The organism is Paenibacillus sp. FSL P2-0173 (assembly GCF_038008045.1).
GTDB classification, from domain to species: Bacteria; Bacillota; Bacilli; order Paenibacillales; family Paenibacillaceae; genus Paenibacillus; species Paenibacillus polymyxa_B.
The window spans coordinates 258,201-273,734 of record NZ_JBBOYK010000003.1 but is presented as its reverse complement, the minus strand read 5'-3'; the positions used below and the strand labels follow the sequence as shown (position 1 = coordinate 273,734).

Sequence of the window (15,534 nt, the reverse complement as noted above, 5' to 3'; positions counted from 1 at the left end):
TTTATGCAAACTTAATGATTATTTCGCTATTTTACTAGTTATTGTTTTTGTAGCTCTAAGGGGCGACATGTAGACGAACTACAGGGTTTAAGACTATATATGGTTAGTTCAAGTAAATGCTTGGTTAGTTACAAAATCTTTATTTATAAATAGGTTCTTAAGACCTAAAGTTTATACATAGAATAGCCGATACTTAATCCATAATCAGGAGAATTTAGGATTATTTTTTTCTGAATAAAAATACATTGTCGCAGATATTACATAAAATCAGAATACTATGCTTCATAAGAAATGATATAGGTTTAATCGACTGGCCTGTATAGTTGGTTTTATGAAATATCGGGTGGAAAGGGATGGAAAATGGCATTACAGCATCATAGAGACAATTCCTTGTACCGCCGATTTCCTCGGCTTCTTTTGCTTCAGGCAGGAGAAGGAGGTGAGTTGGTGACTTCTGAAACCAACGAGCCCAATGTAATACTGACTCGTGAGGGACAATCATATTATTTGCATGATCCTGAGCAGCCTGGGCGGGAAGCAGAATTATTTGTTTTGGGTTTTAACAAGGTTAAACCTCAAGCGCACGTGATCTTTTTTGGTGTAGGACTTGGGTATCATATTCGTGAATTTCTACGCAAGTACCCGAATACCAGCTTCTCCATCGTCGAGCCAGACACTGGTTTGATGAATATTTTTTTGCAGCATCTGAATGAAAACGATTGGCTGGCTGATGAGATGATCGAAGAGGTAATGGTAGGAGGAATGACAGGAGAGACAATCGGTACACTGCATAGGTTGATCGACCGTGTATCTGGAGTGCTAGTTGTTCCATGGCTCCCGTATCGCTCCTTATTTGCTGCGGAACTGAAGAAGTTTAATGAAATATTGTATAAAATGGTCTCTAACAAGAAGGACAAAATGGCTATCAATAACGTGTACGAAAAAAAATGGGCATTAAACAGTATTCATAATTTACCTTATATTTTACATAGTTCGGATTTTCTGCAGGCGGGCTCAGAGCATATTAGGGGTAAGCCAGCCTTAGTAATATCCGCTGGCCCTTCGCTTAACGACGAAATTGAGCACCTGCGACATATTCGTGAGAATAATCTTGCTTATCTGTTTACAGTAGGATCGGCAGTGAACACGCTGGTGGAGCATGGCATTTATCCGCACGGCACGTTCAGTTATGACCCGAACGAACACAACGTAAATGTAATTCAAAAGGTGATCGACAAACGAATTGATTCAATTCCACTTATTTTCGGCAGTACGGTCGGTAAACACACACTCGATCATTATCCAGGTCGTCTTATGCATATCATCATTTCTCAGGATGAACTCTCCAAACACGTATTGCGTACACCGGAGGGAAATAAACCAACGATTATTAACGATGCTCCTTCAGTAGCGGTCATTGCACTCCAATGTCTGATCCATATGAAAGCAGACCCTGTTGTGTTGGTAGGGCAAAATTTAGCTTATCGGGATGAACAATATTATGCTGAGGGGATTACTCATGCCCAAGGTGTTCCAGCTAGTGCCGATTTGCCGCGTGTACAGGGCGTTCATGGCGAACAGGTAGTTACACGACATTCTTTTATCAAAATGAAAACAGAGATGGAGTTTTACATTAGTACAGTGAAGGGAACTGAATTTATAAACACAACGCGTGAAGGCGCTGTTATCAAAGGAACATCTTTTCAGAACTTGGAAGAGGTAATCCAGACGCGGTTAAAAGGTGCTATTGACGATGCGTGGCTGCAAACCAGCAGTAATTCGGAATACGATCTCATGTTTCTGAGGTCACGCATTGAAGAGCTTCAGCGGGATGAAGAGGTTTTTCAAACCATTATGGAACAGATTCATCATGCTTTGCTCGGCATCAAACATAAGCTCAGTCTGAAGCAGGCCAATATGCTGAACGTGTCCTTTGGACAGTTTGATGACTTATTTGCCTCATTATTAGGTAATTGTTTTTTCAAAGTATATGTTCTTCCTCGCCATCGTATGCTGTATGAGTTTTTGTACAGTAAAATGGGCGCCATTCAGAGCAGTAGGAATCCTCTAATCAGAGGGGAGCAAATTCTGCTGTACTTCGGGGATTTCATATGGAAATGCGAGCAGGATTATATGGAAATCAAGAATGAGATTCATGAATTTCACCATTCCATTCACATCTAGATAAAAAGGAGCACGTATATGAGTAAGAAGAAAAGAAATAAGAATCATGTAAATCGAATGATTAAGGTAAGTGTACTGACAACACAGGTGCTCAACCTAGCCAACCCATATATTTCAGCGACGTTTGCATCGGAGAGCGTAAGCGACAATACGACGGAGAATGTGTCGGTGTCGGACGGGTTCATACAAGACGCTTCCTCATCCCCCGTGGCCTTATCAGTCTATATGCAGGCGCAAATGGACGAGCCTCCATACTATACATGGCTTTCACCTCAGGAAAGCGGTGTTTCTTTTTATGAAAATCTGTATATGGCATTCAGTGAGGAGGTGCAACTGGGAGCAGGCCACCTGGTGGTGCATCAGGAAGATGGAAGTGAAGTGGGAAGAATAAACATAAGCGGAGGAACGGTCACAGGGGGAGATATCCATTTTAGTGGTCATAATGTGGTGATGAAACTGGATCACCCGCTGACGGATAGTACGGGGTACTATGTAGAGGTCAGCTCGGGAATGTTTGTAGATAGCGCGGGCCAGGGAACAAACGCCATTTGGGATAAGAACACGTGGAGCTTCCGGACAGCAGACACCACAGCACCGAAGCTGGTAAGGGAAATATTGCCGGAAGGTACAGAGCTAAGCGGAGCGGGTCCAGATGCGAACTTTATGCTGGAGTTCAATGAGCCGATGAAGTGGAACCACGGTTACGTAAGACTCCATGAAGCTTCGGGTGGGGCCGTGGTGCGAGAGCTGCGGGTATCCGGAGCCGGGAATGCGAATTATACGATCAACGACGAAGAGAATGTAGTGTACTTTAGGCTATCGGGTGGACTGGAGGAAGGGAAGTCGTATTATCTGGAAATTACCTCGGGAGCACTGACGGATATGGCGATGAACCCGTATGCGGGGATGCATACGCCTGAGGATTGGACGTTCCGCGTACGAGATGAGCGCCCATATTCTATCTATACATACCCCCGTGAATATGCACATACGCTCACACCGAACCTGTATATGAGCTTCAGCGAAGAGGTGCAACTGGGAGCAGGCCATCTGGTGGTGCATCAGGAAGATGGAAGTGAAGTGGGAAGAATAAACATAAGCGGAGGAACAGTCACAGGGGGAGATATCCATTTTAGTGGTCATAATGTGGTGATGAAACTGGATCACCCGCTGACGGATAGTACGGGGTACTATGTAGAGGTCAGCTCGGGAATGTTTGTAGATAGCGCGGGCCAGGGAACAAATGCCATTTGGGATAAGAACACGTGGAGCTTCCGGACAGCAGACACCACTGCACCGAAGCTGGTAAGGGAAATATTGCCGGAAGGTACAGAGCTAAGCGGAGCGGGTCCAGATGCGAACTTTATGCTGGAGTTCAATGAGCCGATGAAGTGGAACCGTGGTTATGTAAGACTCCATGAAGCTTCGGGTGGAGCCGTGGTGCGAGAGCTGCGGGTATCCGGAGCCGGGAATGCGAATTATACGATCAACGACGAAGAGAATGTAGTGTACTTTAGGCTATCGGGTGGACTGGAGGAAGGGAAGTCGTATTATCTGGAAATTACCTCGGGAGCACTGACGGATATGGCGATGAACCCGTATGCGGGGATGCATACGCCTGAGGATTGGACGTTCCGCGTACGAGATGAGCGCCCATATTCTATCTATACATACCCCCGTGAATATGCACATACGCTCACACCGAACCTGTATATGAGCTTCAGCGAAGAGGTGCAACTGGGAGCAGGCCATCTGGTGGTGCATCAGGAAGATGGAAGTGAAGTGGGAAGAATAAACATAAGCGGAGGAACAGTCACAGGGGGAGATATCCATTTTAGTGGTCATAATGTGGTGATGAAACTGGATCACCCGCTGACGGATAGTACGGGGTACTATGTAGAGGTCAGCTCGGGAATGTTTGTAGATAGCGCGGGCCAGGGAACAAATGCCATTTGGGATAAGAACACGTGGAGCTTCCGGACAGCAGACACCACTGCACCGAAGCTGGTAAGGGAAATATTGCCGGAAGGTACAGAGCTAAGCGGAGCGGGTCCAGATGCGAACTTTATGCTGGAGTTCAATGAGCCGATGAAGTGGAACCGTGGTTATGTAAGACTCCGTGAAGTCTCGGGTGGGGCTGTAGTGCGAGAGCTGCGGGTATCCGGAGCTGGGAATTCGAATTTTACGTTAAAAGGCCAGGAAAATATAGCGTACATTGGGTTATCGGGTGGACTGGAACAAGGAAAGTCCTACTATCTGGAAATCACCTCGGGAGCACTGACGGATTTGGCGATGAATCCGTATGTGGGTATGCATACGCCGGAGGATTGGACGTTCCGTACGCTAGATGAGCGCTCACATCGTTCTAAGGATAAAGAAACGTCAGCTCAGAATACCTCGTCAGCGACTTCCCAAACAGAGACCAAGACGGGTGTCGTATCAACAGACGCTAAGACAGTAGCCGATAAGAGCCGCACTATTCAACTTATTGGTTTGAACGATGGAGACGTCAGCCAAGCCCTGAATGTTACAATCGGTGAGCAGAAAGAGTTGGTCGTGAACGCCTCGGGGTACAATAAAGCAGCAAAAGTGAGTATACCTTCTACCTTTTTAAAGGAATATGAGAAAGAAAATACAAAGGTGCCGATTAGCATTCACACAGCAGTAGCCCAGTTTACTCTTTCTGCTGAATTGGTTGGCAAATTGGTCTCATTATATCCTGAAGACAACCTGATCGTCGAAATTTCAGCGCTGTCAGGCGAAAACGGTGCACAAGTGCGACAAGCTATTGCAGACACGGGTTTAGCGAATGTTGTCGTAAACCCGGTTGATTTCAAGCTTATGGCTGGAGATCAAGAGATCACTGAATTTTTCGGGCATTACGTGGAACGGAAATTGATTCTCGATCATGAAGTTGATCCTGAGCATGTAGCGGCCGTATGGTTTGATCCTCAGACAGGTGTGTTGTCATCTGTTCCTGTATTGATTCGGAATGTGAATGGACAATTAGAGGCAATCGTCAAATCAAACCATAACAGCATTTATGCTGTAGTCTCAGCAGACAAAAAGTTTAAGGATCTAGAAAATCATTGGGCGCAGAAAGATGTAGAGATGCTGGCAAACAAGCTGATTGTCAAAGGTGTTCAGTCTGATATTTTTGAACCAAATCGGGCTGTAACAAGAGCTGAATTTGTGTCAATGCTTGTTCGCGGACTTGGTATGCAGGAGAAGCCGTTAACAAAGTCTTTTACAGATGTGAAAGAAAATGCCTGGTATGCTGGTAGTGTTGGAGCTGCGGTGGAAGCTGGTCTGATCCGTGGTTACGGGAATCAGTCATTTGGACCAGAAAGATTGATTACTCGCGAGGAGATCGTGGTTATTACCGAAAAGGCTGCACACTACGCTCAAACACTGAATGCTGGTCCTGCTAATGAGAAATATAAAGAGACTTACAGCGACGCATCTACTGTTTCTCCTTGGGCTCAAGATGCTATGGCGCAGGCTACAGAGCAAGGCTTAATTAAGGGTGTCTCTCCCGACTTGCTTGCGCCCAAACAGCAGGCGGCCCGGGCGGAGGCTACTTCCATAATAAAACGATTTTTGCAACTTATTAAGTTCACGAATTAAAAGTAATGAACTAGACGAATAGGCACCCTCTTTTTTAGGCGATCCAGTGGATCGCCATTTTTTATACTTTATATAGATGATATTATTAGATTTATTCGTGTTTAATGATAGAATTTGTCTAGCAAAAAGGAGGTGCGATGGTGATGGTGGAGGTGACTGGAATTATCGTGGCAGGCGGACGCTCCAGCAGAATGGGACAGGACAAGGCGCTGCTTCAGCTGGGAGGGATTACGGTACTGGAGAGAATAGCTGCTGTGCTAGGGCAGGTAGCAAAACGGGTTATTGTAGTGACCCGGGATGCACAACAGTATAGGGAGCTTGATCTGGAAACGACAAAAGACCTGTATCCCGGCTTAGGGCCTTTGAGCGGCATTCATGCGGGGCTTTCTGCTTCCACAACGGAGTGGGGCATTGTCGTTGCCTGCGATATGCCCTTCGTGCAGCCAGAGATATTGTGTGCTTTGCTTACTCACGCAACGAACTGGGCAGCGGCGCAAGAGACAAATAGTGAACAAGGAAAGCAACAAGTACAAGGAGATCATACAACCGTGACAGGAAATGGCTCATTGCCCCAGCCAGCACAACCTGAGTTACAGGCAGTGATCGCCTCGGTGGATGGACGTATACATCCGCTGCTAGGCATATACCATCAAAGTGTGTTGCCGTCTGCCGAGCAATGTCTGCGTAGTGACCGTCTTCGTCTGATCGACTGGCTAGATTCATTGAACGTTCGTTATGAGACAGCGGGCGATTGGCCAGGTGCGAGCTTAGAGATGTGGCGGCAAGCTGTGTTTAATATGAACTACCCGCAAGATTATCAGACTACAGTGGAGCAATTGGAGCATATACAAAAACGTACCGAACGTGCACAGAACCTGGAAAAACCAGAACGATAACCACATCAAGAACAGAAGGAAATAACAGGAGATGAGAGAGAAGAAGTGTAATGATTTTGAGGGGAGTACATAACATGTTGGAAGCTATTATCCATGCCGTTTTATTGGCGCTGGGTTTGATTTTGCCTTTGGGGGTACAAAATGTATTTGTGTTTAATCAAGGGGCGTCCCAGTCGCGGTTTCGCAATGCACTGCCTGCTGTCATTACAGCGGGTGTCTGTGATACAATCCTGATCACGCTTGCGGTTGGGGGCGTGTCTCTTATTTTGCAGCAATTTCTATGGCTCACGAATGTACTCTATGCAGCGGGCTGTTTGTTTCTGCTGTATATGGCCTGGACTCTATGGAGATCGGAGGCAGCTTCCTCGGGAGAAAGTCAGCCGATGCGCCCGAAACGACAGATGATTTTTGCCGCTTCGGTATCGCTATTGAATCCACATGCCATACTCGACACTGTTGGGGTAATTGGAACCAGCTCCCTTCAATATGACGGCGGGGAACGCTGGGCCTTTGGTCTGGCTGCCGTGTCCGTATCTTGGATATGGTTTATCGGTCTGGCAACGGCGGGGCGTCTCGTGGGACGTATGGATTCAGAAGGGAAGTTTGGGACTGTGCTCAACAAAATATCGGCACTGATTATTTTAGGCCTGGCGATGTATATGGCGATAAATTTTATTACCAGTATGTGATCCAAGCCTAGTTAGAGGAAAAACTTCAAAACAGCGAATACCCCGCTCAAAGCAAAGGGAACACCGATCAAAAACAGCATAAAGGCCAGACAGCCAGCACCATTTACACCGCCTGCAATTTGGGCGTCCCGAGGGTTGGATGGATTGTATAATACCTTAATCTTGCTGCCAACCCGGTTGAGGCTTAGGTTGGTGCTATAAGGATTCCAGAATTCTACGGCTTCACCTGAAGCTGTATAGAAGCGCACCTTTAATCGGCGGGTGTAGCTAGTATCTACCGGATCATCTCGGTCAAAGGGAACGACATCAATATCTACTTCGATATGCGCATCAACGATTTGCCCCTTGGTACGGACCCAGTGGCGTTTACGATAACGATGACGACGGATCGTTCTGAATCCCAAATAGATGAGTAGCAGTCCAATCAAGCTGAACAATGGCATCAGCAGATCGGAGCTAAAATGAAACCAATACACATTGAAATCAATTGAGATGATAATCTACTCCTTTAAATAAGCGATAATCAATATATCGGACGTTTTTAGGAACAGTTTAATTCTTCCATAGAGATAACGGCAGAGCTGTATGGAATATAAAAAGATCCTACTTCACCGGGAAGTGGATCTTTTTAATAGCTGCGAGGATTACTTTTTGCTCGATAGGGACATATCAAAATCAACATCCTTGATAAATTCGATAACCTCACCATTAGGGCTGTGGACTAATGCATTTGTTACAATCAGAGGAGGTTCCCCAAGTGTAAGTTGATTGGGTTCCACAAAGGTTCTTGCTCCGTGGGCAAGGGCTTTTTGATATATTTCATCTACATTGTCTACGTAAAATGCCAAGTGTAATAAAGCCCCGTGAGCAATCTCTTGCTCGGATGAAGCTTTTTTTCCTTGGGCAGGAATGACAGCATCATTATCAAAAATTTCGAGACAGGTTCTCTGATCGGGTGAGATCAGCATGGAAGCCTCTTGAATTCGAAAAGACGGAAGACTCCAGTGATGTCCTCTTTTAAATCCCAATACCTTGGTATAAAATGCAATGGTCGCTTGATAGTCACGAGCTTGTATGGCAACATGCGCTAGTCCCTTTACGCTCATTTCAGATCCTCCTTTTGATTCAGGATTTTGCAAAATTCGATTCCAGTCGCTCCGAAGTGCAATATATAGACGAACTAAACCATTTCGTTCTATATATTGTTCATTGGAAGTCGCTTATGAGATTTTTGCAAAATCCTCATGTAAGTAAACCTTATTATATGAATAATTATGTGGTGCTTATATAATTAAAGTAAGGTTTTTATACTATATTAATTATTGAAAAAAAGTTAATTTGGGTGAAAAATATTATTTTTTAAATTCAGGTTAGGAGGGACTCGATATGCAGCATCACATTGACGATATAGATCACAAAATCATGAAATTGCTTCAGCATGACGCTCGGATAACTATTTCCCAAATCAGTAAAGAAATCTCGATGTCACAGCCGTCTGTTAAAGAAAGGATAACCAAGCTTGAAGAACGAGGGATTATTTCCGGATATAGTACCGTATTTAATTTACGGGAAATGAATCGAGGGACGACTACATTTATTCTAATAAAGACAGAACATTGCCAAGAGCTGGTTGAATTTTGTAGAGAGGCGAAGGAAGTCACCGATTTATTTCGCATTAGTGGGGAATTTAATTATCTCATTAAGGTACAAACCGCGTCGGTAGAGGAAATTGCAGAGCTTCAGGATTCACTAGTCAAGCTGGGTCCTTCGAAGTCGCATATTTGTATGAAAAATATACTGGAAAACAGGGTTTTGTTGTAAGCCAATCGGAGAACCGAACATTTGGAATATAGAGCATTCGGAATAACTGTATTTGTGAAATAAAGATAAGCGAATGCTTGGATGAAATAAAAAAAAAGTGACGCTGAATTACAACAGCGTCACCGTAATGCCTTGCTCCAGACGTTTCACGTCCTGGAGCTCGATCTTCCCAGCCATGGCGTGCAGAGCTGCCGCTGTGCCGCAGGCCGCTCCCTGCCGTAGCATGGCAGGGAGATACAGCCCCGTCGCCGCGCCGGTGACCAGTCCGGCGACCATGGCGTCACCGCTACCGAGCGCGCTGACAATGTCCGCGTCTGGCAGGCTCACGAGGTAGCGCGCATCGCTCGTTACCGCCAGCGCCCCGCGCGCGCCGAGCGAGATGACGGCCAGCTGCGCTCCGGCTTCCAGTAGCTTTGCTGCCGCCGCTTCAGCGGCATCCGGGCGCGCAGCGTCGATTCCCGCGAAGTGGGCGGCCTCGTCCTCGTTAGGCTTCACGAGGTCGGGCTTTCCGCGCAGCCCCAAGCGCAGCGCCTCCCCGCTCGCGTCCAGCGCCACCCGCGCGCCGCGCGCCTTCGCTAGCGTGCACAGCTCGGCGTACAGATCGGGCGGGCAGCCGGGTGGCAGGCTGCCGGAGAATACGACCCAAGCCGAATCCTCGGCAAGGGTCTCGATTTTGCGCCGCAGTGCGGCTAATTCAAGCGGACCAACGGTCGGTCCGCTCTCAATCAGCTCGGTCTGCGTGCGCGCGGACGGGTCGAGCACGGTAATGGCGAGACGGGTTTCCCCATGTGCCGTTTCAATGAAATCGGCACTTACGCCTTCTGCGCTCAACCCGTCAATGAGCAGCCGTCCGGTGTGTCCGGCAGCAAACCCGGTCGCTCGTACAGGCTCGCCTAGCGTGCGAATGACGCGAGCGGCATTCACGCCCTTGCCGCCCGGTACCGTCAGGCCGCCTTTAATGCGGTGGACGGCATTCAAACCGAAGCCTGCAACCGTGTAGACTTTATCCACAGCCGCGTTAAGCGTTACGGTGGTAATCACAAGGCATCACTCCTTTAAGATCAGCAATTTGCAACATTTGATGCCATTCGCTCATGCTAAGATATCAGCTTTAATCCCAATGCTGCGGCAAGAATCATGGCGATGAATAAAACACGCAGTACGCTTTTTTGTTCACCGTACAAGAACATGCCTGTAATCGTGCTGCCAACCGTTCCGATGCCTGTCCATACCGCATAGGAAGTTCCCATAGGCAAACTTTTCATGGCATAGCTGAGTAGAGAGAAGCTAAGAACAAAGGATAAGACCATAAGCACTAAGGACTTCCAGCCTTTGCCCACCGTAACGCCCTTCATACCGATGACTCCTAACACTTCCGAGCATCCCGCGATAACCAATGCAATCCAAGCCATTATGCGCCACTCCCTTCCTGAACATCACGGTCGGTAACTAACTTCAGGCCGACCACACCTGCCAGCAAAAGGGCAATTAACAGCGTTTTGGACCATTGAAACGGTTCCCCAAATAGCAGCATTTCGCCTACGACCGTTCCCCCTGTCCCCAGTCCGGTGAATACAGCATATACCGTGCCTACAGGCAAACGCTTCGCAGCCTTCATGATCAAATAAAAGCTGGCTACCACAGCCAGCACGGTTACAGCCCAGGCGAGTGCAGAATCCGCATGCTTCAAACCCGATACCCATACGACCTCAATCAGGCCGCCAACAAAAACGTAAATCCAACTGCGATTCATGATGAATGTTCTCCTCAAAAATAGATTTTATAAGTTCGACGGCTTCACGCTTCATGAGGTGAGGTTAACGTAATCCCACGCCAAAAAATAGGCCATGCAGCGTTCAGTCTTCGGTGGTAGTTGATGCTTCCACTGTACAGTAGCTCCACCATGATTCCGTCCACCAGTGTCATGAAGGCTAAAGCCACATCCACTGGCTCCATATGCCCAAAGGGTTCCCGATCCCGTGTATTCCGGAGGCGGCGAGTTAATTTTCGCTCCATTTTATCCAGAAAAGGATTAACAATATCCAGCACCTCGTGATACAACGATACAGGCGGAAAGAAGGAAAAGCGAAGCATAAACTTGGCTGAGTCGTTGCTCTCATATTCCTGTCCCATCCAAAACAAGAAGTCATGCAGGGTATGCTTAAGCGGCTGATCTTTACGTTCCGTAAAGTATTCGAAAATACGTAAATTCTGCTCTTGAAAAGCGTACCTCGCCACCTGTAGAAACAGATCCTCCTTGCCTTGGAAATGCGCGTATATAGACGGTTTTCGGATACCGACCTCAGCGGCAATACTGCTCAAGGAGGCTCCCTCATACCCATTGGTGGCAAACTGAAAAAGAGCGGCCTTTCGAATCTCTTCCATCCCCATTATTTTCACCTACCTAACGTTCGTTAGTTTATTTTTACACGAAAAAAAGTAAGTGTCAACCCAGCATCATTGCGTTTTGTATAAAGCTTTTCTTTGGATTTTTTTATCAACATTTTAATAAAAAAGTGGGAAGAAATAAGGGGCTCATGTACAATATAATGAAGAATACCTGTCAAATGCAGTCCACTGGAAGTGAGGTTAGTTATGAGGCGAAGCTTACTGGCCGTATTGATCGCGGCTATGGTGTTTATTATTTATTATTTTGGCTTGTTTAATTACATCGGCAAAAATGAAGGAACTGTCATCAGTATTTTTTCCACTCTGACAGTGATCTCCATCAGTCTGATTATTTTTACGGAGAATCGTAATCCCTCCACCACGATGTCCTGGATTTTGCTGCTGGCATTGCTGCCAGTCGTTGGACTTCCTCTTTATTTTTTGTTTGGGCAAAATGTATTCAAGCGTCGCAAGTATGACAAAAAGGCATTGCGTGACCAACAGGCTTACGACCGCATTGAAAAGGATGCTTTGCGAGTCAAACGGGATCTGACCTGCTTTACAGATGAGCAGCAGCAGTTGATGCGTTTGGCCCGCAGACTGGCCCGCTCCCCGATTTATTTTGCGACAGAAACTCAAATTCTGAACAATGGAGATGAAACCTTCTCCACTTTGCTGGAAGAACTGCGCAAGGCGCAGCATCATATCCATATGGAATATTACATTTTCCGGTCGGATGATATCGGTACCAGCATTCAGAAGATTTTGATCGAAAAGGCCAAAGCGGGTGTTAAGGTTCGGTTTATGTACGACGCGGTGGGCAGTATTCAGTTGTCGAAGTCATTTTTGAAGGAAATGAGAGATGCAGGAGTAGAGGTCGTTGCATACGGTGGTGCTCGGATCTTGTTTTTCTCCAGCCGGGTAAACTATCGTAATCACCGTAAAATTGTAGTTATCGACGGTAATATCGGATTAATTGGTGGACTAAATGTAGGGGATGAGTATCTCAGCCGCAACAAAGCCTACGGCTTTTGGCGTGATACGCATATGATTGTGAAGGGCGAAGCTGTGCGGACGTTGCAGCTTATATTTTTACAGGATTGGCTTCACATGACGGGCGAGTCGGTGCTCGATAGCGAATATCTGTCTCCCAATATTGAACCCATTACGGATGGAGGCGTGCAGATTATTGCCAGCGGCCCGGATAATGAGCGGAGAGTACTTAAAAATCTCTTTTTCTCCATGATTACGTCCGCCCGAAAATCAGTCTGGATTGCCACTCCTTATTTTATCCCGGATGAAGATATCCTGACTGCCTTACGGATGGCTGCCTTGTCCGGGTTGGACGTGCGTATTCTGTTTCCCGCAAAACCGGATAAATGGCTACCGTTTCTCGCGTCTCATTCGTACTTCCAGTCGTTGCTGGAGGTTGGAGTCAAGGTATATGAATATGAAAAAGGGTTCCTCCACTCCAAGCTCCTCATCATTGACGGGGAAGTTGCGACCATCGGGACAGCCAATATGGATATGCGTAGCTTTCATTTGAATTTTGAAGTTAACGCTCTGTTAATTCAAACGCACAGTGTGCAGCAGATGGTAACAGACTACGAACGAGATTTGCACTCTGCCAGTCTGATCGTACGCGAAGAATTCATGAAAAAACGTCTGTTCAAACGTTTGATGGAATCTCTCGCGCGGCTGCTTTCACCGCTGCTGTAAGCATAAACGAATTCGCTGCAGCAGTATCCCGTAGTTAAAATGTAGTAAAGCCTAAAATATCCTGTAGACGGTATATAATATCTTTCCAAAATGTTGAATGATCCTCGTAAGCTGCTAGATCCAAACTGTATTCAGCCCCCTGATTATTCCATAGCTTATCAAAATAGGCCGCAACCTGTCGGGTCAGCTTGCTGTCCGCCGGAGCGGCCACCCACAATTCATTTTCCAGATTCAAATCATCCAGATTACGGGGGGTCAGATTGGTAGAGCCACCCCAAATGATATGCTCTCCTTGTGCCTTGGCGATATAAATCAGTTTGGTATGGAACTGCTCATGGGTGGTATGATACCAGCGAATTTGAATGTTCCCGCCCGATTTATCGGACAACTCCTGGGCAACCGGACGATTGGGGATGCCGATTTTTTCCTGACCAAACGCGTTTTCATTGGGGTCCAGCAGCAATTGGATGTTTACACCGCGCGCAGAGGCATCCAGCAGGCTGTTCAATACTTTGCGGTCAGCCAAATAAAACATGCCCATATGAATGCTGTCACCTTTTTTCGTCTGCGCAATGCCATCCAGAACTGAGGTGTACACCTTGCCCTCAGTTAGATATTTGATCCGGTAGCTGTCCTTACTCGATGGAACTTTGGGTTCGGCTTGTGGTGTATAGGCAGGAAGCTGCCCACCGCCCGAAAAGTCCAACACCGCCTGCTCTGTTTGTAAAATGTCTCCGATGATAGGCCCCTTCACCTCCAGCGCTACATTGGAGTGATAGGCGCTCGCGTCGTGCACGTTGCCTGTAGAAATGAGCGCTGTCTGTTCGTTGGCAACCAATTTTCGGTGATTGGCCTTGACGTTTAACAGCTTAAGATAGGAGCGAGCCGTTACATCAGGTCCGTCACTGGCCATCAGGTTGGGAATCCAGCCTGTGCCCTGCTGCCCGAACCATTGGAAAAAGGTACGCCACACTGCCGAATATATGGGGGTGGAGTCCCGCAACGGGTCTACATCGGTCTGCACGACTTGAATCCCTGCTCGCTTCATATTCTCCAACAAAGGATTGGGGGCAGAATTATAGTTGGTATTGACTTCATCTGTAATGAAAAAGATAGGCATATCCGGATGAGCTTTCTTTTTGGCAATAAGATGCTCGGTCATTTGTGCGCTGACTTGGGGGAAGTGCTGACCTTTATGCTTATAGTCATTGAACAGAAACAGGTCGATGACGATAAATTGTTGGGCTTCATCAATGATCCCGAGCATACGATTCAAAATTTGTCCTTCATGCTGTGCAGTGCTTCCATCCCCGGTCGGATAGGTCAAATCCGTCCAGAAGTTTACCTCATGGGTTGAATACTCCTGACTCTCATAAGAGACGAACGGAGGCAATGGTTTATGGGTCTGATACAGCATGACGGCAATCAGCCAGAGGATAAGTACCAGAATGGCGATTTTAAGAGTACGGCCCTTTTTCCCGGTTTTTCTTTGATATTCCGGCACAGAATGCAGCGGATCACGTGTAGTCATATGACGATCAACTCCTCAATTGAATACTGCATTCCATTTTATCGTGCCGGAACATGCAGTTTTATGATGGGATACTGTCAAGTTATTAACGCAAGTGTGCAGGATTGACGCGGATACTGAATGGAATGAAATGGAGTATGTTTTACTATTCATTGAGGACATATGTCCTTTATAGAGAGTCTGCCCTATACTTTAATATATAGAAAAGTCATTTACATGGGGAGAATAACGATTTATGAGAGGAATCTTGTTTGCTTTTCTGGGAGGAGCTTGTATTACGCTACAGGGGGTAGCGAATACACGGATTAGTCAGGATATCGGTACATGGCCGGCGGCCACTGTTACTCAGCTAATAGGCTTTATTTTGGCAGCATTAGTCTGGATGTTTACAAGGGATGGTAATGTAGCTGAAATGAAACAGGTAAAGCCAATGTATCTTTGGGGCGGTGCCTTTGCAGCTATTATTATATTTAGTGAAGTCACGGCAATCCAACATATTGGGGTTACGTTCACGATCTCGGCGTTGTTGATTGCGCAGTTGTGTTTAACCTTCTTGGTAGATATCAAGGGATGGTTCGGTATAGTGAAGCAAAAGATGAAACTGCCACAATTTATAGGTATTGGTATGATGATCGCGGGTGTAATTATTCTGAAGCTCTAAAATAGAATTTTAACTTGT

Annotated in this window: 14 protein-coding genes; 7 read left to right on the top strand and 7 right to left on the bottom strand. The window is 46.5% G+C overall.

Annotated elements, in window-relative coordinates:
- Positions 1-447: 447 nt before the first annotated feature.
- The 4 genes from MKX30_RS17595 to MKX30_RS17580 all read left to right on the top strand — a co-directional run bounded on the left by MKX30_RS17595 (position 448) and on the right by MKX30_RS17580 (position 7,396).
- Positions 448-2,184, top strand: a complete 1,737-nt coding sequence (locus MKX30_RS17595) for a motility associated factor glycosyltransferase family protein (protein WP_245240378.1) — start codon at positions 448-450, stop codon at positions 2,182-2,184.
- Between the two features lie 18 nt (positions 2,185-2,202).
- Entirely contained in the window at positions 2,203-5,811 is a 3,609-nt protein-coding gene (locus MKX30_RS17590) for an Ig-like domain-containing protein (RefSeq protein ID WP_341063155.1), read from the top strand.
- 143 nt (positions 5,812-5,954) lie between these two features.
- Positions 5,955-6,707: a molybdenum cofactor guanylyltransferase gene (mobA, locus tag MKX30_RS17585; protein ID WP_193217062.1), complete on the top strand. Its 753-nt coding sequence runs from the start codon at positions 5,955-5,957 to the stop codon at positions 6,705-6,707.
- A 74-nt stretch (positions 6,708-6,781) separates the two neighbouring features.
- A complete protein-coding gene (locus MKX30_RS17580) occupies positions 6,782-7,396 on the top strand; it encodes a LysE/ArgO family amino acid transporter (protein ID WP_053326280.1) in 615 nt (204 codons plus the stop codon).
- An 11-nt stretch (positions 7,397-7,407) separates the two neighbouring features.
- Here MKX30_RS17580 and MKX30_RS17575 read toward each other — a convergent pair whose 3' ends face one another.
- Entirely contained in the window at positions 7,408-7,872 is a 465-nt protein-coding gene (locus tag MKX30_RS17575) for a DUF3592 domain-containing protein (protein ID WP_341063153.1), read from the bottom strand.
- A 168-nt stretch (positions 7,873-8,040) separates the two neighbouring features.
- Positions 8,041-8,502, bottom strand: coding sequence for a VOC family protein (locus MKX30_RS17570; protein WP_023990736.1), 462 nt, complete (start codon positions 8,500-8,502; stop codon positions 8,041-8,043).
- 280 nt (positions 8,503-8,782) lie between these two features.
- Between MKX30_RS17570 and MKX30_RS17565 the strand changes: the two genes are divergently transcribed.
- A complete protein-coding gene (locus MKX30_RS17565) occupies positions 8,783-9,217 on the top strand; it encodes an Lrp/AsnC family transcriptional regulator (protein ID WP_053326278.1) in 435 nt (144 codons plus the stop codon).
- A gap of 108 nt (positions 9,218-9,325) precedes the next feature.
- Here the strand turns inward: MKX30_RS17565 and MKX30_RS17560 are convergent, their stop codons facing one another.
- Genes MKX30_RS17560 through MKX30_RS17545 form a run of 4 tightly spaced genes read right to left on the bottom strand, consistent with a single transcriptional unit; the run spans position 9,326 to position 11,608 of the window.
- Entirely contained in the window at positions 9,326-10,258 is a 933-nt protein-coding gene (locus MKX30_RS17560; protein ID WP_053326277.1) for a 1-phosphofructokinase family hexose kinase, read from the bottom strand.
- Positions 10,259-10,314: 56 nt separating this feature from the next.
- The gene (locus tag MKX30_RS17555) at positions 10,315-10,629 is read right to left on the bottom strand and encodes a DMT family transporter (protein ID WP_013312355.1); all 315 of its coding nucleotides are present in this window, start codon (positions 10,627-10,629) and stop codon (positions 10,315-10,317) included.
- On the bottom strand, positions 10,629-10,970 hold the full coding sequence (locus MKX30_RS17550) for a DMT family transporter (protein WP_023990733.1): 342 nt from the start codon (positions 10,968-10,970) through the stop codon (positions 10,629-10,631). The genes MKX30_RS17555 and MKX30_RS17550 overlap by 1 nt, the downstream gene beginning before the upstream one ends.
- Before the next feature lie 44 nt (positions 10,971-11,014).
- Entirely contained in the window at positions 11,015-11,608 is a 594-nt protein-coding gene (locus MKX30_RS17545) for a TetR/AcrR family transcriptional regulator (protein ID WP_023990732.1), read from the bottom strand.
- Between the two features lie 204 nt (positions 11,609-11,812).
- On the opposite strand from MKX30_RS17545, the gene cls reads away from it, so the two are divergent.
- On the top strand, positions 11,813-13,324 hold the full coding sequence (cls, locus tag MKX30_RS17540; protein ID WP_023990731.1) for a cardiolipin synthase: 1,512 nt from the start codon (positions 11,813-11,815) through the stop codon (positions 13,322-13,324).
- 34 nt (positions 13,325-13,358) lie between these two features.
- Here the strand turns inward: cls and MKX30_RS17535 are convergent, their stop codons facing one another.
- Positions 13,359-14,855, bottom strand: a complete 1,497-nt coding sequence (locus MKX30_RS17535) for a phospholipase D family protein (protein WP_053326276.1) — start codon at positions 14,853-14,855, stop codon at positions 13,359-13,361.
- 235 nt (positions 14,856-15,090) lie between these two features.
- Here MKX30_RS17535 and MKX30_RS17530 point away from each other — a divergent pair, with 235 nt between their 5' ends.
- Positions 15,091-15,516, top strand: coding sequence for a DMT family transporter (locus MKX30_RS17530; RefSeq protein ID WP_023990729.1), 426 nt, complete (start codon positions 15,091-15,093; stop codon positions 15,514-15,516).
- Positions 15,517-15,534: the final 18 nt, after the last annotated feature.

Excerpts from the sequence above, each read along its gene's own strand:
- MKX30_RS17550 (WP_023990733.1), bottom strand. The coding sequence starts at position 10,970 with ATGAATCGCAGTTGGATTTACGTTTTTGTTGGCGGCCTGATTGAGGTC.
- MKX30_RS17570 (WP_023990736.1), bottom strand. The coding sequence starts at position 8,502 with ATGAGCGTAAAGGGACTAGCGCATGTTGCCATACAAGCTCGTGACTAT.
- MKX30_RS17545 (WP_023990732.1), bottom strand. The coding sequence starts at position 11,608 with ATGGGGATGGAAGAGATTCGAAAGGCCGCTCTTTTTCAGTTTGCCACC.
- mobA (WP_193217062.1), top strand. The coding sequence starts at position 5,955 with ATGGTGGAGGTGACTGGAATTATCGTGGCAGGCGGACGCTCCAGCAGA.
- MKX30_RS17530 (WP_023990729.1), top strand. The coding sequence starts at position 15,091 with ATGAGAGGAATCTTGTTTGCTTTTCTGGGAGGAGCTTGTATTACGCTA.
- MKX30_RS17590 (WP_341063155.1), top strand. The coding sequence starts at position 2,203 with ATGAGTAAGAAGAAAAGAAATAAGAATCATGTAAATCGAATGATTAAG.
- cls (WP_023990731.1), top strand. The coding sequence starts at position 11,813 with ATGAGGCGAAGCTTACTGGCCGTATTGATCGCGGCTATGGTGTTTATT.
- MKX30_RS17565 (WP_053326278.1), top strand. The coding sequence starts at position 8,783 with ATGCAGCATCACATTGACGATATAGATCACAAAATCATGAAATTGCTT.
- MKX30_RS17555 (WP_013312355.1), bottom strand. The coding sequence starts at position 10,629 with ATGGCTTGGATTGCATTGGTTATCGCGGGATGCTCGGAAGTGTTAGGA.
- MKX30_RS17535 (WP_053326276.1), bottom strand. The coding sequence starts at position 14,855 with ATGACTACACGTGATCCGCTGCATTCTGTGCCGGAATATCAAAGAAAA.
- MKX30_RS17580 (WP_053326280.1), top strand. The coding sequence starts at position 6,782 with ATGTTGGAAGCTATTATCCATGCCGTTTTATTGGCGCTGGGTTTGATT.